This window comes from Microcella indica, assembly GCF_013414345.1.
In the GTDB taxonomy this organism is placed as follows: Bacteria; Actinomycetota; Actinomycetes; order Actinomycetales; family Microbacteriaceae; genus Microcella; species Microcella indica.
Window position 1 is genome coordinate 2060203 of the sequence record NZ_CP058670.1, and the last position, 18731, is coordinate 2078933.

An 18731-nucleotide genomic window follows, 5' to 3' on the forward strand; every position below is an offset into this window, starting at 1 on the left:
CGAAAGCTAATCGACGTATCTCGGCTTGTCCAATCGGGCTCGAGCGGGCCCTACTCAGCCGAGCAGGAACGGCCCCAGCACCTGTGCCGAGCGGCGCCCGTCGTGCACGGCGCGCACGAAGTCGGGGCCGAGAGCCGCCGTCGCCCTCGCCGCCTCACGGTCGTCGAGCAGGCCGCGCAGCACCGTCTCGAGCTCAGCGGCGCGGGCCTGCACGATCGGCAGCCGCTGGCTCGTTGCCGCCAGCACTGTCTCGCGCGAGAAGTCGGCGACGTGGCTCACGACGACGCGGCCCGCCGCCATCGCCTCGCACGCCGCGACCCCGTAGATGCCCATCGAGAACTGGTCGAGCACGATGTCGGCGTCGCGGTAGGCGGCGACCATGCCCTCGTGGGGCAGTTTCTCCAGCCGGCGGTAGTCGATGAGACCCTGCTCGTGCAAGCGATGCAGGGTGGGCTCCACGAGCTCGGAGCCCTTCATGGCGGCCCGAGAGGGTGCGTGCACGACGCGAGGCACGGCGCGCGACAGGGGCGCAGCATCCGTCGCCCATCGATCGACGTCGACGACGACCGGCAGCCACGTCGCCTGCGGAACGTCGCGCAGCAGGTCGGGAGTCGACACGAAGACGGGCAGGTCGAGCCGGTCGAGCAACGCGCGGTTGCACTCGGTCAGCCGTTGATAGTGGGCGATCTGGTCGCCGAGCGCAGTGCGGAACGGCGAGTCGGCCTCGAGCTCGGCGTGCCGGCTCGGCAGGCGGATATCGCTGCCGTGGCACAGCATCGCCACGTGCAGACCGCGATCGAGCGCCCACTGCACCTGCTCGTCGACCGACTCCAGCAGCACGCCGCCGAAGGGCCAGCGCTCCGCCTCGACGATGAGGTGGGTGAAGTCGCGCGCGACCACGGCGCGCTCGACGCCCTGCCATCGGCCGGAAGCCGCATACACACCGCGCGGCACCGCCGTATCGGCGGGGTGGCGGAACCCGGCGCGCAGCACCTCCACCATCGACACCGCGCCGACCCCCGGCAGGTGACGCTCGGCGGCGCGCGCCCACTGCCAGGCCTGCCCGGCGAAGTTCGCGGGCGCGATGTAGAGGCGCACGGGAGTGTCGGGTGCCCGGCTCGGCGCGGGAATGTCGGCGGGGCGGTAGCGGTACTCCCCCGGCAGGAGCCGCCCGACGAGCGCCTCGGGCAGCGCGCGGATCACGTGGCCCGCCACGCGCTTGAGGCGGCTCACGCGCGCGCCTCCCGCGCCGGGCGCGCGCGACGGTGCGGCGTCGCGGCGGCGAGCTCGACGGCGTCGGCGGCGCGGCTCGCGACCGCGGCGAGCGACACGCGCTCGAGCGCCCACGCGGCGAAGGCGGCGCGCTGCTCGCGCGTGGCGGGGTCGTCGAGTGCGCGCTGCAGCGCGACGCCGATCGCGCGCGGGTCGTAGGGCACGGCGGTGCCGAGCGGAGCATCCTCGGCGAAGACCGCGCCGGAGCCCTCGCCCGCGTACAGGATCGGCGTGCCGCACGCGGCGGCCGCGTGCAGCTTCGCGGGGAAGAAGCGGTAGGCGGCGGCATCATCGGATGCTGGGCGCGCGCTCGCGAGCGCCACCGTCGCCCCGCGCAGCCACCGGGCCGCCTCGGCGGGGGCGACCGTCGGCAGCACATCAACGCGGCCGGGGGCCCGACGCTCGCCGGCCGCGCGCAGGGCCGCGTGATCGGTGCCCGAGCCCAGGTAGACGAGCCGCAACCCGTCGACGTGCTCGAGGGCGTGGACGAAGACGGCGGCGCCGTGCACCTCGCTGGCTGTTCCCGCGTAGAGCGCGTACGGGGCCGCGTCGACAGCGGGCCCGTCGGGCGTGTAGACGCGCGTGTCGGCGCCGTTGCCCACCTCGGCGAGGGTGTCGGCGCGCGCGCCGAGGGCGAGCAGCCGCTCGGTGAAGTCGGTCGAGACGGAGAGCACGCGCGCGGCACCCCGCACGGCCGCCCGCTCGAGCCGCCGCACGACGGCGACGACCGCGCGCGATGTGCCCGCGTGCGCGGCGGCGTCGGAGATGATGTCAGCCGCGTAGTACACGTAGGGGGTGCGGCGCAGCCGGCTCGCCCAGCGCACGACCGTGCCCGTCGTGGGCGGCGGCTCGACGACGACGACGTCGGCCCGGCGGGCCAGCAGCAGGCGCACCAGGAGGGGCACGTCGAAGCTGAGGTACTGCACGTAGCCGCGCACGGCGCCCTGACGGTTGCGCAGCACGGGCCAGCGCCGCACGCGCACGCCCGGATCGTCCTCGATGCTCGTGCCGCGCGGCGGGCGGCTCGTGAGCACCTCGACCTCGTGGCCGCGCGCCGCGAGGTCGCGCGCGAGCGCCCCCAGCCGGGTCGCCGCCACGGCGGGCTCCGGCAAGAACAGGCGTGACGCGATGAGGATGCGCATGGCCCGTTCAGGCTATCGGCCTCTGACACAATGACACTCATGCCCGACGCCGTCGATTCGACCTGCTGGGTCGTCATTCCGCTCTACAACGAAGCGACGATGATCGGCGGCGTCATCGACGAGCTGCGCACCCGCTTCGCGCACGTCGTGTGCGTCGACGACGGCTCGAGCGACGACTCGGTCGCGGCCGCAGAGGCTGCGGGGGCACGGGTCATCCGTCACCCGCACAACCTCGGCCAGGGCGCGGCGCTGCAGACGGGCATCAGCTACGCGCTCACCCACCCGAGCGCCGAGTACATCGTCACCTTCGACGCCGACGGCCAGCACCGGCTCGTCGACGCGCTCGCGATGCTGCAGCGCGCCCGCGAGGAGGACCTGGCGATCGTGTTCGGCTCGCGCTTTCTCGACGACCGCACGCGCCCCGGGTTCCTCAAGACGATCGTGCTCAAGACGGCGGTCGCCGTCACCAACGTCAGCACGGGGCTCACCCTCACCGACGCGCACAACGGCCTGCGCGTGCTGCGCCGCGACGCCGCGGAGGGCATCGAGCTGAACCAGGACCGCATGGCGCACGCCACCGAGATCGTCGTGCAGCTGGGTCGTACGCGGCTGCCGTGGGCGGAGCATCCCGTTCATGTCGTCTACACCGACTACTCGAAGGCGAAGGGTCAGTCGCTGCTCAACTCGGTCAACATCCTCGTCGACCTCGTCATCAACTGAGAGGGGCCCGCCATCATGTGGTTCCAGATCATCCTCGTTCTCGCCCTGATCGGCATCGCCGTCTACCTGCTGCGCTCCACGCCGAGCCCCCGCCACCTGGCGATCCGCCGCCTCGTCATGCTCGTCGGCATCCTCGTCGGCATCGTCGTCATCATCTGGCCCGATCTGCTCACCGTGCTCGCGCAGCTCGTCGGCATCGGCCGCGGCGCCGACCTTCTCTTCTACGTCGCGATCATCATCGGCCTGCTGTACACGGTCAACGAGTACAAGCGGTCGGTGCGGCTCGCGCGCCTCAACACGCGCCTCGCGCGCGAGATCACCCTCACCGAAGCGCGTCTGAACGACCGCATCAGCGAGCTCGAAGCGCGGCTCGACTCCGGTCGACGCGACGCCAGCCGCAGCGCCACCGAGTAGGCGCCGCATGAGGATCGCCGTCACGACCGGGCTGCTGCCCGTGCCGCCGACGTACTTCGTCGTGCAGCACGCGCTCGAGCTCGCGGCCGTGCACGACTTCGCGGTGTTCGCGCGGGCGGCGCGCGTGGGCGACCCCGACGTGGGGATCGCGATCGACTCGGTCGTTCCCGAGAGTGCCGGCTCGTGGCCGTGGCGCATGCGGCTCGCGGTTCTCGCGGGGCGGGAGCACGCGAGGCGCATCCGGTCGTGGGGGCCCGACCTCGTGCACCAGCATTTCGCGACCTGGTCGCACGGCGCGGTGAGCGCTGCCGCGCCGCTCGTGACGACGCTGCACGGCTACGACGTCGTCGCGGCGGAGAGCCGCGCGCGCACGCCCCTCGCGGCGTTCCACCGACGCAGCATCCGCCGCACGATCGAGCGCAGCGACCGCGTGCTGCCGGTGAGCCGCTACCTGGCCGACCGGGCGATCGCCGCAGGGTTCCCGAGCGAGCGCGTGCAGGTGCACTACCAGGGCATCGACACCGACTGGTTCACGCCCGGTGAGGGGCCGACCGACGATCGGGATGCTCCCGCCCTCGTCTTCGTCGGCCGCTGGTCGCGCGCCAAGGGTCTGCACGAGCTGCTCGACTCTTCGGTGGCACTGCAGGGGCGCACGCCGCACCGGCTGCGCGTCGTGGGCGCCGGACCGCTCGAGAGTGCGGTGCGTTCCGCAGCCGCCGCGCACCCCCACATCGAGGTGCTCGGCTCGCTGCCGCGCGCCGGGGTGCGGCAAGCGCTGCGCGGTGCGCGGGCGCTCGTGCTGCCCACCCAGCTCGACCGCGGGTGGCGGGAGGCCGCGGGGCTCGTGCTGCTCGAAGCGCAGGCTTGCGGCGTGCCCGCGATCACCTACGCGAGCGGCGGGGCGCCCGAGATGGTGCGCGAGGGCGAGACGGGGCTCGTCGTGCCCGAGCGGGACACGGCTGCGCTCGGCGACGCCCTGCACTCCCTGCTGACCCTGCCGTCGACAGAGCACCGCGCGATGGGCGTGCGCGCCCGCGAGTGGGTCGTCGCGGAGCGCAGCCTCGCGGCGAGTGCCGCGCAGCTCGACGCCCACTACCGGGAGGTCGCCGCATGAGCGACGTGCCCGGTCCCGAGATCGCCGTCGAGGTGATCGTGCCGGTGCACGACCGCGCGCGGCCTCTCGCCCGCGCTGTCGCGTCCGTCACCGAGTCTGGTCTGCGTTGGGGCGACCAGATCGTCGTGACGGTCGTGGCCCACAACCTGCCGGTCGATGCCGCTGAGGACATGCTCGCCAGCGTGCCCACCGAGGCGGTCGTGACGGTACTCGCGTGCGATGACGGACTGCCGAGCCCGGCGGGCCCGCGCACTCTCGCGCTGGAGCGGTCGCGCGCGCGCTACGTGTCGTTCCTCGACTCCGACGACTGGCTCGAGCCCGGCGCCCTCGCGCACTGGCTGCGCCTCGCCGAGCGCCACGGCCTCGCCGCGGTCATCGCGCCCGAGCGCCACGCCTCCGGTCGCGCCGTGCTCAATCCGCCCGTGCGGCCGCTGCACGCGGGCGCCCTGCACCCCCGTCACGACCGCCTGCCGTACCGCACGGCGCTGCGCGGTCTGCTCGAGCGCGAGGCGATTCTCGAGGAGGGCCTGCGCTTCAGCACGGGCGTGACGAACGGCTCCGACCAGCCCGTGAGCCTGGGGCTCTGGTTCTCGGGCCGCCCGGTGCGCTTCGCGAGCCGCGCCCCCGCCTACGTGCTCGGCGACGACGCGCCTAGCCGGGTCACACGAACGCCGCAGCCGCTCGACGCCGAGGTGGCGGCCTCGGCGCAGCTGCTGCGCGGCGCGTGGTTCCGCTCTCTCGCGCTCCGCGATCGGCAGCTCGTGGCGACGAAGATGGTGCGCATCCATCTGCTGCCGGGCCTCGCTCTGCGTGCACTCGACGTTCCGGACGATCGGGCCGCGCACGAGTGCGCGCACGCGGCAGCGTTCCTGCACCTCGCCCGCGACGCCGCGCCCGGTCTCGAGCGCTCCCTCTCGCGCTCCGACGAGAGCCTGGTCGAGCTTCTCCTCACACCCGAGCCCGACCTGGCGCGTGTGCGCGATCTGCTCGCGCAGCGCCGCCGCTTCACTCGCCCGTCGACGCTCCTGACGCGTCGCCTGGGCGGCACCCTGCGTCGGGATGCTCCCCTGAGGCTCGCGGCGGCGTCGGCCCTGCTGCCGCTGCGTCTGCGTCTGCGTCGGGCCGCTACGCGACCGAATCCCGACGGCACATCGACCGCACCGGCGTCTCGAGGGTGATGCGGGCGAAAACGCAAAAGTGATGTCTGAGTACACGCAAAAGTGATATCCCAATCCGCGCAAAAGTGATATCTCAATCTACGCAAAAGTGATATCTTGTGCTGATGGTGGACTATCGCACTCGCATCATCGATGCTGCTGTCGAGCGAGCACTACACACATTCGGCGCCGTGATTCTCGAGGGCGCACGCGCGGTAGGCAAGACGACGACCGCCCTGCGACACTCGGCCAGCTCTGTGAGGCTCGACTCTTCGCCGGATCTCCTCGAACTGGCTGAAGCGGCCCCAGAGACGGTGCTCCGAGGCGACACCCCCCGACTCATCGACGAGTGGCAGCTCGCGCCCGCAGTGTGGAACGCCGTTCGCCATGCCGTCGACGCTCGGGGTCGGTCTGGGCAGTTCATCCTGACCGGCTCCCAGACACCCGCTGACGATGTCACACGCCACAGTGGTGCTGGACGGTTTCGCCGGTTGCGGCTGCGCCCTATGACCTTGAGCGAGAGCGGGGAGTCTCTCGCGTGCGTCGCGCTCGGGTCCCTCTTCGACGATGGCGAGATTTCCGGAATCGGCGGCCCGAGTGTCGACGACTACGCCCAGTTGATCGTTCGTGGCGGGTGGCCCGCCCTGGTCGAGCAGACCGAACGATCTGCGACCGAGTATCTCGACGCCTACCTCGATGACATCACCCGGGTGGACATTCCGCTCTCCGGCGAGGGAGTCGATCCGCTGCGGATGCGCGCGCTCTTGCGTGCGATCGCTCGCAACGTCGCCACCGAGGCTCCAGCCGCGAGGCTCGCCGCCGAGGCGGAGATCGACGGCGGCTCGGTCTCGGCCCAGAGCGTGCGCAAGTATCTGGACGCGCTCGATCGAGTCGGGGTTCTGGAAGAGCTTCCCGCTTGGCGCCCTCACTTGCGATCGGCAGTTCGATTGCGGGTGAGGCCGACCTGGCACTTCGTCGACCCGTCGCTCGCCGCGGTGGGTCTCGACGCATCGGCGACCACTCTGCTCGATGACCCCAGAACCCTCGGGTTCTTGTTCGAGTCGCTGGCGATTCGTGATCTTCGCGTCTACGCCGAGACGATGGGCGGCACAGTGGGTCGATATCGCGACGAGCGCGGGCTCGAGGTAGACGCGATCATCGAACTGCCGAACGGTCGATGGGCAGCGATCGAGATCAAGCTTGGCGGAGACACGGCAATCGAACGGGCTGCGACGAACCTTCAGCGCCTGGCGTCGCAGGTCAGCGTCGAACGAGCCAAGAGGCTCGCGGGTCTAGCGGTGATCACTGCTGGTACGACGAGCCTGCGTCGCCGTGACGGCGTCGCCGTCATCGCCCTCGGGCACTTGACCGCGTAGAGCGGTCGCCGCAGGCCGCGTCAGCAGCGGCACCGCGAGACTGACGAGCAGCGCGAACGCGAGCGCGCCGAGCAGCCACACGGCGTTGGGCCCGACCGGCCCGGCCCACCACCACTCGGCACCCGCGCCGAGGTCGAACCCGGCGCCGTCGATGCCCGTGATGTAGCGCCGCATCGTGAGGTGCAGGGCCACGAAATGCGCCCCCGCAAGAGCTGCGCCGATGAGCCAGCCCTGCAGTCGCGAGATGCGCAGCGGTGCGCCCGTGCGGCTCAGCAGCAGGAGGCCCGCGAAGAGCACGATGAGCGGCAGGAGGTAGCGCGGCTGCACCTGCTGGCCCACGCGGTCACCGCCGGCCTGCAGCACGTAGAGCGGCAGGGCCACGAGCACGGCGCCGACGAGCAGCAGGGCGATCGCCCGGCGCCGCTCGACGCGGGCGAGGCCGACGAAGGCGAGCACGACGAAGACGCCGACGACGGCGAAGGACACGAGGGAGGGCATCTGCACGTCGAGCCAGCCGAGGCCGCCCTCGGTGAGCAGGCCCGCCCACAGCGACGGCAGGTTGAGCACGTTGTAGGCGAGCAGCGCGGGGCCCGTGATGACGGCCTCGAGACCGCCGTCGTCTGCACCACCGGTGCCGGAGCCCGAGCCGCCCGCCCCGAACCCCTGCAGGCCGCTGCCGACCTGGCGCGAGGTGAGGAAGAGCGCGAGGGCGACGACGGCCATGACCGCGGGCAGCACGGCGAGCTTCGCATAGCGCCACGTCGGGGTGACGGTGAGCACGAACACGACGGCGATCGCGAGCCCCGCGTAGAGCGCAGCGTCGCCGCGCGAGCCGGCCGCGGCGAGAGTCGAGACGACGAAGACCGCGCCCAGGCCGATGCGCCGACGCCCCGTCGCCTCGACGTAGCCGAGCAACGCGAGCCAGCTGCTGCCGACACCGATGATCGACCACGAACTGGGGTTGTTGGAGGCGAGCAGGAAGGTGCCGAGGGGCACCATCGTGGCGAGCCACGCCCACACGAGGGTCGTGCGGCGCTCGGGCAGCAGGCTCCACAGTGCGGCGCTGAGGCCGAGGAAGAGCGCGACGCTCAGCAGGCGCATGAGCAGCGCCGACACCTGGATGTCGCCCCCCGTGAGGAGCCCCGTGACGGCGTAGTAGACGGGCGGATACTCGCCGCTGAAGTTGCCGCGCCCGGTCTCGACGGTCTCGCTCGTCGACCAGTCGAATTCCTCCCCCTGGCACGCGGCGCTCGCTTGCGGGTCGTAGGCGTAGCAGGCGATGTCGGTGAGCGCCTCAGGCACGACGCGCTCGTCGGCGGCCTCTCCCGGCTCGCACAGCTCACCCGCGGCAGGCCCTGCGCACCACGAGCTCGTCAGGTGGTAGTCGTCGTCGGGCGAGGAGCCGATCGGCGAAGCGAAGGCCCAGGCCACGAGGGTGAGGGCGGCGAGCACGAGCAGCAGGAGCGGCCGACGACGCTCGACGAACTGCGACGCCGCCCGCGCGACCCCGCGCTCGCTCACGAGCGACGCCCGATCCGTGCGCGCACCCGCGCCGCGAGACCGCGGACGCCGGAGTGCCGCAGGTGGTGCCAGGCCATGCGCGCGGCATGACCGGGCCCCGCGGTGCGGCGCGCGCGGCCGGAGCCTGCGCCCATGCCGCCGCGACCCGGCACGTAGTCGGCGGCGTGGTGGGGCGCGTCGACGAAGCGCACGAGCGGCTCGAGCACGACCGGCCAGGTGTACTGCTCGCGCACGCGGGCCACGTTCGCCCGATACTGCTGGGCCGCGGCGGTGTCGGTCAGCACGGCGGTCAGGGCGTCGGCGAGAGCATCCTCATCGTTCGCCGGCACGACCACGCCGAGCCCTTCCTCGCGCACGAGGTCGGCGAAGCCGTCGCCCTCGGTGACGACCATCGGCAGCCCCGCCCACAAGTAGTCGAGAATGCGCGTGCGGAAGGCGAACGTGGTCTCCACGTGCACGTGGTGCGTGCTCACGCCCGCGTCGGCCTCGAGCAGGAACGCACCGCGCTCGTCGTAGGGCACCCACGTGTCGTTGAAGACGACCTCGCAGCCTTCGACGCCCAGCTCGGTGGCGAGGTCGACGGCGCGGCGCACGATGCCCATCTCGTCGACCTTCGGGTGGCGAGTGCCGAGGAAGACGAGGCGGATGCCCGGCACCGACCCCTTCGCCCGCGCGACGGCCCGAATCACGGTGAGCGGGTCGAACCAGTCGTAGACGCCGCCGCCCCACAGCAGCACGCGCGAGTCGGCGTCGATCGCGGGGTGCACGCCGCGCAGGGCGCGACCGGGTGCGGGCGGCTCGGTGGGCAGGCCGAACGGCGCGAGGGCCAGCAGGCCGCGCAGCTCGGGGTCGCCCGCGTACGTCGCGGGAGTCACCCGACCGATCGCCGCGAGGTGGCCGAGGTAGAGCTGGCGCTGCCGCTCGCTCGCGCACAGCACGAGGTCGGCGCGGCGCAGCTGGTCGGTGAGGCTGTCGCGCGCCGTCGCGACGCGCAGGCTCCACGTCGCTCGGGCCAAGTCGCGCCCCTGCTCGAGCGCCTCCAGGTGCATGGGCGCGTAGACGTCGGCGACGAGGAACCGGTCGGTGCGGCGCAGGCTGTCGAACTGGCCGAGGCCGTAGCCCTGGAAGACGATGACCTCGGCCCAGCGCTCGTGAGCGCGGAAGGCGCGGTCATCGCCCGCGCGCACCCGCTCCACGGTGACGCCGTCGCGCGCGGACGGCTCCGTGGAGTCGCTCGTCGAGACGATGCGCACGTCGTGGCCGTGGCGCTGCAGCTCGAGCGCCATGTTCCAGGCGCGAATCGCGGGGCCCGCCATCGCGGCCCCGACAGGGTCGCCGGTGAGGATCACGACGCGCGTCATGGTGGTCCTTCCCGGTTGTGCCGCCGCCCCATCCTATGAGCGCCCGCCGGCGGGCTGCACGAGGTCGCGCAGCACGTCGATCGCGCCGCGGCTGTAGCGGCCGTAGCGTCCGCTCACGGCACCGGCGACGATGGCCGGGATGCGCGCGGGCTGCCAGCGCGGCAGGTCGCGCCGGCGGGCTTCGTGCGCGTGCTTCGCGCGCGCCTGCGCGACGCGGTCGGGCGCGACGCCGAGCGTGGCGAGGTGCTCGGCGAGCAGGCGCGTGCGCTCGGCGAGCAGCGGCGCGCGGCCGTCGCGGGGCTCGCGCAGCTTCGCCCAGCGATCGGCCATGGTGGGCTTGCGCGCGCCGATCTCGTTGGCGCCGTGCTGCCGGTAGTCGATGAGCGGCTCTGGCACGAGGCGCAGGGCGTGCGGGCCGTGCGCCGCCGCGACCGCGGCGAGCCACTCGTCGTGCACCCACTCGGCGGGCAGCGGTGCGGCGCGCTCGAGCAGGGTGCGGCGCAGCACGACGGTCGCGCCGGTGACGAGGTTGCGGCGCAGGAGCACCGCGAAGGCGTCGCCCTCGGAGAGGCCGCTGCGCTCGGCGGCGGTGGCCTCGAGCGCGTCGAGAAGCGTGAGGCCGAGGGGCTCGCCCTCGCCGTCGACGAGGCGCGCGTCGGAGTGCGCGAGCTGCAGCCGGGCATCCGCGCTGAAGAGGGGCACGAGGCTGTCGAGCTTGTCAGGGCGCCACACGTCGTCCTGGTCGCTCAGGGCGATGAGGTCGCCCCGGCAGTGCGCCATCGCATCGGCGAAGTTGCCCACGACGCCGAGCGGCGGGCGGTGGCGTCGCACGACGAGCTCGGTCTGCACGGCAGGGTCGGCGGCGCGCGCCTCGGCGAGGGTGGCCTCGACGATCGCGACGGTGTCGTCGCTCGAGTCGTCGTCGCCGACGACGAGCTCGAGCGGTGCGGGGCGCTGGGCGAGAATGCTGCGCACCTGCTCGCCCACGAACTGCGCTCCGTTGCGCGTGCACAGGGCGACCGAGACGGTGAGCCGGTCGGGCTGCGCGGGCGAGGTCATCCCGTCAGCCTACGACCGCCGACCACGCCGAGGCCCGCCGGTAGGATTCGAACCACCATGACCCGCCGCGACGATTCCGAGACCGCCCGGGTGGGTGTCGTCACGGTGGCCTTTCGCTCCAACGCGGTGCTGCCCGATCTGCTCGACTCGCTCGAGCGGGCGAGCGAGCAGCCTCTCGAGCTCGTCGTCGTCGACAACCTGCCGGGCGAGGGCTCGCTCGCGGGCGAACTGGCGCAGCAGCACGGCGGCCGCTACGTGCCCCTGCCCGACAATCCCGGCTACGGCGGCGGTATGAACGCGGGCGTCGCCGCGCTGCCGACCTCGGTCGAGTGGGTGCTGCTGTGCAACCCCGACGTCGTGCTCCTGCCGGGCAGCGTCGACACGCTCCTCGCGGTCGCGACGGCCGATGAGCGCATCGCGATCGTCGGCCCGGCAATCCGCAACGCCGACGAGACTCTCTACCCCTCCGCCCGCTCGGTGCCGTCGCTGCGCACGGGCATCGGCCACGCGCTCTTCATGACGGTGTGGCAGTCGAACCCGTGGACGACGCGGTACCGCGACGAGCGCGCCCCGAGCGGCGAGCAGCGGGATGCCGGCTGGCTCTCGGGGGCGTGCGTTCTCGTGCGGAGGAGCGTCTTCGACGAGCTCGGCGGGTTCGACGACGGCTACTTCATGTACTTCGAAGACGTCGATCTGGGCTACCGCGCGGGTCTCGCCGGGTACCGCAACGTGTTCGCGCCGAGCGCGGCGGTCATCCACACGGGAGCGCACGCGACGACGACCGAGTCGGCGCGCATGGTGCGCGTGCACCACGAGAGCGCACGGCGGTTCCTGCTGAGCAAGTACCGCGGATGGTGGCTGTGGCCGGTGCGGGCGGGGCTCAGCACGGCACTGCGGGTGCGCGCGGCGTGGGTGGTGCGCCGCACGCGCTGACCGGCTGCGCGGGCCGGGCAGCCGCCGCGGCTACTCCTTCTCGTCGGCGAGGGCCTTCTCGTACCGGTCGGTCACCTCGGTGGCGTCGCCGACCTCGCGCAAGCGGCCCTTCTCAAGCCACGCCACCTGGTCGCACATCTCCTTGACCTGGTTCAGGGCGTGCGAGACGAAGATGACGGTGCGGCCGGCGCCCGTGAACTCGAGAAACTTCAGGCGCGACTTCTCGCGAAAGGCGCCGTCACCGACGGCGAGCACCTCGTCGACGACGAGGATGTCGGGCTCGGTGTGCACGGCGACGGAGAAGCCGAGGCGCACGTACATGCCCGATGAGTAGTTCTTGACGGGTTGCTCGAGAAACTTCTCGACGCCCGAGAAGTCGACGATCTCGTCGAACTTGGCCTTCACCTGCTTGCGGCTGAGGCCGAGAATCGACCCGTTGAGGTAGATGTTCTCGCGCCCCGTGAGCTCGGGGTGGAAGCCACTGCCGACCTCGAGCATCGAGGCGGCCGTGCCGTTGAGGGTGATGGAGCCCTGGTCGGGGTGGTAGATGCGGGCGAGGGTCTTGAGCAGCGTCGACTTGCCCGAGCCGTTGCGGCCGATGAGGCCGAAGGTGTGACCCTGCGGCACCTCGAACGACACGTCGCGCACCGCCCAGAAGTCTTCGGCGACGGTCTTGCGGCCGCGCATGACGGCCGACTTGAGCGTCTGGTTGCGCTCCTTGTAGAGGCGGAACTTCTTCGACACGTTGTCGACGATCACGGCGGGCGGGTTCGTAGTAGTGGAGGTCACAGCAGTTCAGCCAATCGCTTCTCGTTGCGCGAGAAGATTAGGAAGCCCAGGGCGAAGACGATGCCGGCGGCGCCGAACACCCAGAGGGTGTCGTCGAGCGAAGGCAGCCGGTTGTCGTAGAGGAGGTTGCGGAACACGCCCACGAAGTGCTCCATGGGGTTCAGGCGGTAGACGAACAGCACCCAGTCGCCGATGTCGCGCGCGGCCTCCTCGACGAGGCTGATGGGGTAGATGATCGGCGTCAGGTACATCCACATCTGCAGCACGATCGTCGTGAAGTGCTGCGTGTCGCGAAAGTGCACGTTGAGGATGGCGAGCATCATCGCGACGCCCACGGCGAAGAGCGCGAGCAGCCCCATGGTGAAGATGACGAGCGGCAGCCACGGGAGGGGGAAGCCGCCGAAGATCCAAAGTGCGAGGGTCAGCACGCCCATCTCGATGCCCCACGTGATGCCGACCGACGACATGACGGAGAGCGGCAGGTGCATGCGCGGGAAGTACACCTTCTTGATGAGGTTCGCGTTCGACACCATCGAGTTGAGGCCGCCGTTGACGACGCGCGAGAAATACAGCCACGGCAGCAGACCGCACATGAGCCACAGCGGGTAGATGTTGAGCCCGCTCGGATCCCCCGGGTCGGGATCGGCGCGGAAGATGAAGGAGAACACGACCGTGTAGACGAGCATCGTCGCGATCGGGTTGAGCAGCGACCACAGCTGGCCGAGCACCGTGCGCCGGTACTGCCCCTTGACCTCGCGCATGGTGAGGTTCGCCAGCAGCTCGCGGGTACCGAGCAGCTCCTTCAGATACTTCATCCTGTGCTTTCGACGGGCCTGGGGCACCTCGCGGGCCGGGACAACCGTCTCAGTGTAGGCGACCCGAGGGGGCGCGACGTGGCGCGTGCCCGAAACGCTCGCGGCACAGCTGCTCGGCGTAGTCGGGCACGACGATCGCACTGTGCTCGGTGGGGTGGGCGACGAGCACGACCTCGTCGGCGGTGACGCCGTGACGTTCGGGCACGCCGAGTAGAGCATCCGGCCCCCAGATCGCGACCGTGCCCGCCTGCACCGTCTCCCCCAGCGCGAACACCTCGAGGGCGAGCCCATCATCGATGATCGCGTGGTAGGCGCCGCTCCACGGCTTCTCCTGCGCCGAGTGCAGGAACCCGGGGGCGTGCAGAATCGCGGTCGAGCGGCCGGCCGCGTGCTCCGCCTTGAGCATCGTGCGCAGCGCGCCAGCCGTCTTGTCGAAGGGGCCGCCGGTGCGCACGTCGGCGACGACGAGCGTGTCGACCCGGCCGCGGTCGGGGTTCGCGCCCGTGATGCGCGTGGGCGCCGAGTACGGCCGCTGCTCGAGCGGGAACGGCAGGTACGGGGCGGAGGCGGAGGAGCTCCAGCGCTTATAGGCGCTGCGGTAGGCGACGCGCGCCGGGTGGGTCCAGCCGTCGGCCAGGTCGCTGCCGCTGAGGGAGGCGGTGTCGAAGCGCATGAGCATGAGCGGGCCGCGCGTGACGAGGTGCGGCACCTCGGCACCGAAGGCCTCCCCGATGCGAATGCGGTACTCAGAGTCGGCCGACTTGCGGGTCGAGTCGAAGTAGCCGATGCGGCCCACGACGAGCTCGCGGCGGAACAGCAGGGAGGGCTCGCTGAGGCGCAGGTAGAGGCCCCGGCCCTGGGTGAACAGCAGGTCGCTCGTGACCCGCAGCGCCGAGCTGAGGTTGGCGGGTGCGTCGGGGTGGGCGAGCAGGTGCTGCACCTGCAGCTCGAGGCGGCGCGGGTGGCTCCAGTCGTCGGAGTCCTGCATCGTCACGAACTCGCCCGTGGCGCGCTGGATCGCCTCGTTGCGGCGCACGTACGTGCCGGCGTTCTCGGTAGCGCGCACCACGGTGACGCGGTCGTCGAGAGCGTCGATGCGGGCGAAGATGTCGTCGTACTCGGCGCCGGATGCGTCGTCCATCACGAGCAGCTCCCAGTCGCGCCAGGTCTGGTCGATGATCGAGCGCACAGCGTGCAGGGTGTCGTCGTTCGGCCGGTAGGCGCTCATGATGACGGTCACGCGTGGGCCGCTCACGCTCGAGGGCGGTGCGGCCGGCGCCGCGAGGCGGTCGAAGGGCAGGCCATGGTCGCCGACCATCGTGATCGGCTCGAGGCCCGCGGCGGCGAACGACGCGTTGCACAGCGCCAGCCACGCCTCCTCGTCGCCCGCGCCGGTCTCGGCGACGTGCGGGTTGACGAGATCGGCGAGCAGCAGGCGGCGCTGCCACGACTCCGACTCCACCTGGTCGAGCACTGCGGCGGCGTCGGCGAACCGGCGGGCGCCGACGCACAGCTCTGCCACGCGCACGCGCGAGGCGTCGCTCGCGTGCGCGCTGCGGGCGACGGCGAGGTCGAGCAGCGCCTCGGCTGCCCCCTCCCCGAGATCGTGGATGCTCGCCACCCGCGCGAGGCCGACAAGCAGGTCGACGTCGACGGTACCGAGCGACCGTGACGCGGCGGGCGCCCCGAGTCGCGAGACCGCGACGAGCGCGTCCACGTCGAGCGCGCCGGCCGTCGCACGCAGGGCGAGGGCGTCGATGACGGGCCGCGTGCCCGCGTGCAGCGCGTAGGCGACGATCTCATTGGCGGCAGCTCGCTCGGCGAGCCTGTTGATGCTGCGCCGTCGCGAGAACGGGGCGAGGCTCATGGGCGCCGTGTCGGCGAGGTCTTCGAGCAGGCCGGGCGAGAGGAAGCCGGTGACCTGCGGGTTGTGCCGCGCGGGCGCCCGCGTGCGCAAGCGGCGCCGCAGAAGTACGAGGCCGTAGACGCTCAGCAGGAGGAACTGCACGAGCCAGGCGAGCACGAGCCACGGGTACTCGATCGCGGTGATCACGAGGGCGAGCAGGATGAGCACGGCCGGTTGGGCGAGCAGTGCCAGCCCCACGAGAATCTCGGCGCGGCTGAACTTGAGTATCGGCGCGAGGTAGGGCTTGAGGAGCGCCTTGAACTCAGCCAGCACGGTTCAGCAGCCTCTGCAGGTAGGCGCCGTAGCCGCTCTTGACGAGCGGTTCGGCGAGGGCGGCGAGAGCGGCGTCGTCGATCCACCCGGCGCGCCAGGCGAGCTCTTCGATGCACCCGATCTTGTGCGCCTGCCGGTGCTCGATGACTCGCACGTACTCCGCGGCCTCCATCATGGAGGCGACGGTGCCGGTGTCGAGCCACGCCGTGCCGCGTTCGAGGGGCTGCACCGTGAGCCGGCCGGCGTGCAGGTAGTGCTCGTTGATGGACGAGATCTCGAGCTCGCCCCGCGCACTCGGCACGATGCCCCGGGCCACATCGACGACATCGTTGTCGTAGAAGTAGAGACCGGGCACGGCGTAGTTGCTCTTGGGGTGGGCGGGCTTCTCCTCGATGGAGACGGCGGTCATTGTCTCGTCGAATTCGACGACGCCGTACGCGCTCGGGTCGGCGACCTCGTAGGCGAAGATGAGCCCGCCGTCGAGGGAGCCTGCGGCCGCGAGTGCGCGGTCGAGGTCGGCACCGTGGAAGATGTTGTCGCCGAGCACGAGGGCCACGCTGTCGTCGCCGATGAAGTCGGCGCCGATGAGGAAGGCCTGAGCGAGGCCTTCCGGCTGAGGCTGCACGGCGTACTGAATCGTCATGCCCAGCTGGCTGCCGTCGCCGAGCAGCGTCTCGAACTGGTCGCGGTGCTCGGGCGTCGTGATGACGAGCACCTCGCGAATGCCCGCCGTGATGAGCGTCGACAGCGGGTAGTAGATCATGGGCTTGTCGTAGATGGGCATGAGCTGCTTCGAGATGCCCTTGGTGATGGGCCACAGCCGCGAGCCGGAGCCGCCGGCGAGAATGATGCCGCGCACTACGGCACCGCCGGGGTGGAAGAGTCCATTCGGCCATCGTATCGATGACCGGCGTGTGCGCCGGGCGACTATCGGCGCGCCAGGAGCGCGCGCAGGCGACGGGATGCTCGCACGGGGTGCCGCGCAGCGCGCAGGCCGAGCGTGGCGAGGCGGGTGAGCCGCGCGCGGGCGGCAAGCCCTCGGGTGCTCGCGGCCGCCGTCTCGTCGACGCGGGCGACCCATTCCCGCCAGCGTTCAGGCAGCGGCACGGGGGCGGCGCCCGCCGCGGCGGTGAGCAGGGAGACGGCGAGGGGCAGGGAGTGCGGGCCCGACGCAATCTCGTCGGCGCGACGCCGCGCTGCCTCGCCGTGCACCGCGATGAGCTCGCGATCGTCGAGGTAGCCGCGCAGGTGGCGCGCCCACGCGTCGAAGTCGTCGGCGTCGATGACGGCACCCGTGCGCCCGTCGTCGACGAGCTCGGCGCCCGCACCACTGCGCGTGGTCAGCACGGGCTTGCCGAGCGCGAGGCACTCGAGGGTGGAGCGGCCGAAGGCCTCCTTCTCGCTCGGGATGACGCACACATCGGCCTGCGCGACGATCGCGAACGGGTTGGGCTGCTCGCCGAGGAAGCGCAGGTCGGCGGCCACCCTCAGCCGTGCCGCGCGACGCAGCAGCTGCTCGTCGGCGTGCGCGTCGAGCACCCCGCCGATGAAGCGAACCTCGATGCCGCTCGAGTCGAGTCGCGCGAGAGCCTCGACGACGCGCCACTGCCCTTTGCTGCGGGTGACCCGGCCGAGCACGGCGACGCGCAGTGCGGCGTCGTCGCCGAACACGTCTTGTCGCGGTTCGCGGGCCGCCTCGCGCACGCGCTCGAGGTCGACGGGCGGGTAGACGACAGCGATGTCGCGCTCGGGCATGTGCGCCTGCAGGGCGTCGGCGACGGCGCGGGAGTTCGCGACGACCGTGTGCGAGAGCGCGCCGATGTCGCGCAGGGCCGCGTCTCGCCCGTCCGGGTAGAGGAACCCTTGGCTGCGTTCGCCGAACTCGCGCACGAACCAGACGTGCGGCACACCGACGTGGGCCGCGGCGAGGGCGCCCCACGGCATGACGAGGGTGTTCGTGATGACGAGGTCGGGCTGTTCCCGCTCGATGAGCTCGATGATGCGCCGGGTGGCGGCGGCGTTCTCGATCTCGCGCTGTCGGCGCTGCGCCCGCCCGCCGTCGGCCTCCCACACGGCCCAGCCGGTCATCGCGAGCTCGGTCGACGCCCAGCCGCGCGCGAGCACCTCGCGCGTCATGGCGGCGGAGGGCGTGGGGCCGACGACGACGGGCTCGACGGTGGGGTCGGCGGCAGTCCAGTGGTCGAGCAGGGCGAGCAGCGACTGCTCGGCTCCTCCGAGGTGGTCGGCGGCGCTGTGGCTGACGACGAGTACGCGCATCAGACCGCCAGGTCGCGGTACCGCTGCTGGCAGTCCTGCCAGGTGGGCAGCAGGCCGTCGTCCTGCGCCTGGGCGAAGCCCGGCGCCGCCTCGTCCTTGGCCGAGAGGATGAGCTCGCCGACCGGCATTCGGTAGTCGAGGCCGAGGTCGCCGTCGAGCGGGTGCACGGCGTGCTCGCGCTCGGGGCGGAAGACGTCGGTGACGAGGTAGCTGACGGAGGTGTCGTCGGCGAGGGAGACGAAGGCGTGCCCGAGGCCTTCGGCGAGGAAGAGCGCGTGGTGGTTGTCGGCGCTCAGCTCGACGCCCTGCCACTGCCCGAAGGTGGGTGAGCCGACCCGCAGGTCGACGACGTAGTCGACGATCGCCCCGCGGGTGACGGTCACGTACTTCGCCTGGCCGAGGGGCACGTCGGCGAAGTGGATGCCCCGCACGACGCCGCGCGCCGAGACCGAGGTGTTCGCCTGCACGATCGGCACCTGGCGCCCGAGGGTCTCTGCGAGGCGGTCAGCCCGAAACCATTCGAGGAAGGCGCCGCGCTCGTCGCTGAAGACGCGGGGCTCGATGAGGTGGGCGTCAGAGATGTCGAGCGGCGTGATGAGCAC

17 protein-coding genes are annotated in these 18731 nt (G+C 71.9%); 6 read left to right on the forward strand and 11 right to left on the reverse strand.

The window, feature by feature from the left end:
• Positions 1-54: 54 nt before the first annotated feature.
• Complete coding sequence (locus HUJ41_RS10035; RefSeq protein ID WP_179872437.1) at positions 55-1233, reverse strand: glycosyltransferase; 1179 nt, start codon at positions 1231-1233, stop codon at positions 55-57.
• On the reverse strand, positions 1230-2414 hold the full coding sequence (locus HUJ41_RS10040; RefSeq protein WP_179872438.1) for a glycosyltransferase: 1185 nt from the start codon (positions 2412-2414) through the stop codon (positions 1230-1232). The genes HUJ41_RS10035 and HUJ41_RS10040 overlap by 4 nt, the downstream gene beginning before the upstream one ends.
• A gap of 30 nt (positions 2415-2444) precedes the next feature.
• Here HUJ41_RS10040 and HUJ41_RS10045 point away from each other — a divergent pair, with 30 nt between their 5' ends.
• From HUJ41_RS10045 to HUJ41_RS10065, 5 genes are all read left to right on the forward strand, one after another.
• Positions 2445-3134: a glycosyltransferase family 2 protein gene (locus HUJ41_RS10045; protein WP_179872439.1), complete on the forward strand. Its 690-nt coding sequence runs from the start codon at positions 2445-2447 to the stop codon at positions 3132-3134.
• Positions 3135-3149: 15 nt separating this feature from the next.
• Positions 3150-3548, forward strand: coding sequence for a DUF2304 domain-containing protein (locus HUJ41_RS10050; RefSeq protein ID WP_179872440.1), 399 nt, complete (start codon positions 3150-3152; stop codon positions 3546-3548).
• A 7-nt stretch (positions 3549-3555) separates the two neighbouring features.
• Complete coding sequence (locus tag HUJ41_RS10055; RefSeq protein ID WP_179872441.1) at positions 3556-4662, forward strand: glycosyltransferase; 1107 nt, start codon at positions 3556-3558, stop codon at positions 4660-4662.
• Positions 4659-5840: a glycosyltransferase family A protein gene (locus HUJ41_RS10060; RefSeq protein WP_179872442.1), complete on the forward strand. Its 1182-nt coding sequence runs from the start codon at positions 4659-4661 to the stop codon at positions 5838-5840. The genes HUJ41_RS10055 and HUJ41_RS10060 overlap by 4 nt, the downstream gene beginning before the upstream one ends.
• A 104-nt stretch (positions 5841-5944) precedes the next feature.
• Positions 5945-7195, forward strand: coding sequence for an ATP-binding protein (locus tag HUJ41_RS10065; protein WP_152584113.1), 1251 nt, complete (start codon positions 5945-5947; stop codon positions 7193-7195).
• Here HUJ41_RS10065 and HUJ41_RS10070 read toward each other — a convergent pair.
• From HUJ41_RS10070 to HUJ41_RS10080, 3 genes are read right to left on the reverse strand one after another with little or no spacing between them, the layout of a single operon-like run.
• Positions 7112-8716 carry a DUF2142 domain-containing protein gene (locus tag HUJ41_RS10070; protein ID WP_179872443.1) on the reverse strand — a complete coding sequence of 535 codons (1605 nt, stop codon included), beginning with the start codon at positions 8714-8716 and terminating at the stop codon, positions 7112-7114. The genes HUJ41_RS10065 and HUJ41_RS10070 overlap by 84 nt on opposite strands.
• A complete protein-coding gene (locus HUJ41_RS10075) occupies positions 8713-10077 on the reverse strand; it encodes a glycosyltransferase family 4 protein (protein WP_179872444.1) in 1365 nt (454 codons plus the stop codon). The genes HUJ41_RS10070 and HUJ41_RS10075 overlap by 4 nt, the downstream gene beginning before the upstream one ends.
• A gap of 33 nt (positions 10078-10110) precedes the next feature.
• Entirely contained in the window at positions 10111-11136 is a 1026-nt protein-coding gene (locus HUJ41_RS10080; protein ID WP_179872445.1) for a glycosyltransferase, read from the reverse strand.
• 57 nt (positions 11137-11193) lie between these two features.
• Here HUJ41_RS10080 and HUJ41_RS10085 point away from each other — a divergent pair, with 57 nt between their 5' ends.
• On the forward strand, positions 11194-12069 hold the full coding sequence (locus HUJ41_RS10085; RefSeq protein WP_179872446.1) for a glycosyltransferase family 2 protein: 876 nt from the start codon (positions 11194-11196) through the stop codon (positions 12067-12069).
• A 30-nt stretch (positions 12070-12099) separates the two neighbouring features.
• Here HUJ41_RS10085 and HUJ41_RS10090 read toward each other — a convergent pair whose 3' ends face one another.
• From HUJ41_RS10090 to rfbC, 6 genes are all read right to left on the reverse strand, one after another.
• Positions 12100-12858, reverse strand: a complete 759-nt coding sequence (locus tag HUJ41_RS10090; protein ID WP_246299214.1) for an ABC transporter ATP-binding protein — start codon at positions 12856-12858, stop codon at positions 12100-12102.
• The gene (locus HUJ41_RS10095; RefSeq protein ID WP_179872447.1) at positions 12855-13673 is read right to left on the reverse strand and encodes an ABC transporter permease; all 819 of its coding nucleotides are present in this window, start codon (positions 13671-13673) and stop codon (positions 12855-12857) included. The genes HUJ41_RS10090 and HUJ41_RS10095 overlap by 4 nt, the downstream gene beginning before the upstream one ends.
• A gap of 49 nt (positions 13674-13722) precedes the next feature.
• Positions 13723-15852, reverse strand: coding sequence for a glycosyltransferase family A protein (locus HUJ41_RS10100; RefSeq protein ID WP_179872448.1), 2130 nt, complete (start codon positions 15850-15852; stop codon positions 13723-13725).
• Positions 15842-16711, reverse strand: coding sequence for a glucose-1-phosphate thymidylyltransferase RfbA (gene rfbA, locus HUJ41_RS10105; protein WP_179872449.1), 870 nt, complete (start codon positions 16709-16711; stop codon positions 15842-15844). Before rfbA ends, HUJ41_RS10100 begins: the two co-directional genes overlap by 11 nt.
• 68 nt (positions 16712-16779) lie before the next feature.
• Positions 16780-18129 carry a glycosyltransferase family 4 protein gene (locus tag HUJ41_RS10110; protein ID WP_179872450.1) on the reverse strand — a complete coding sequence of 450 codons (1350 nt, stop codon included), beginning with the start codon at positions 18127-18129 and terminating at the stop codon, positions 16780-16782.
• Positions 18129-18731, reverse strand: a complete 603-nt coding sequence (gene rfbC / locus HUJ41_RS10115) for a dTDP-4-dehydrorhamnose 3,5-epimerase (protein WP_218925608.1) — start codon at positions 18729-18731, stop codon at positions 18129-18131. The genes HUJ41_RS10110 and rfbC overlap by 1 nt, the downstream gene beginning before the upstream one ends.

Bases quoted from the DNA above. Each gene is read 5' to 3' on its own strand.
- HUJ41_RS10050 (WP_179872440.1), top strand. From the start codon at position 3,150: ATGTGGTTCCAGATCATCCTCGTTCTCGCCCTGATCGGCATCGCCGTC.
- HUJ41_RS10095 (WP_179872447.1), bottom strand. From the start codon at position 13,673: ATGAAGTATCTGAAGGAGCTGCTCGGTACCCGCGAGCTGCTGGCGAAC.
- HUJ41_RS10065 (WP_152584113.1), top strand. From the start codon at position 5,945: ATGGTGGACTATCGCACTCGCATCATCGATGCTGCTGTCGAGCGAGCA.
- HUJ41_RS10110 (WP_179872450.1), bottom strand. From the start codon at position 18,129: ATGCGCGTACTCGTCGTCAGCCACAGCGCCGCCGACCACCTCGGAGGA.
- HUJ41_RS10060 (WP_179872442.1), top strand. From the start codon at position 4,659: ATGAGCGACGTGCCCGGTCCCGAGATCGCCGTCGAGGTGATCGTGCCG.
- HUJ41_RS10085 (WP_179872446.1), top strand. From the start codon at position 11,194: ATGACCCGCCGCGACGATTCCGAGACCGCCCGGGTGGGTGTCGTCACG.
- HUJ41_RS10045 (WP_179872439.1), top strand. From the start codon at position 2,445: ATGACACTCATGCCCGACGCCGTCGATTCGACCTGCTGGGTCGTCATT.
- HUJ41_RS10075 (WP_179872444.1), bottom strand. From the start codon at position 10,077: ATGACGCGCGTCGTGATCCTCACCGGCGACCCTGTCGGGGCCGCGATG.
- HUJ41_RS10040 (WP_179872438.1), bottom strand. From the start codon at position 2,414: ATGCGCATCCTCATCGCGTCACGCCTGTTCTTGCCGGAGCCCGCCGTG.
- HUJ41_RS10055 (WP_179872441.1), top strand. From the start codon at position 3,556: ATGAGGATCGCCGTCACGACCGGGCTGCTGCCCGTGCCGCCGACGTAC.
- HUJ41_RS10080 (WP_179872445.1), bottom strand. From the start codon at position 11,136: ATGACCTCGCCCGCGCAGCCCGACCGGCTCACCGTCTCGGTCGCCCTG.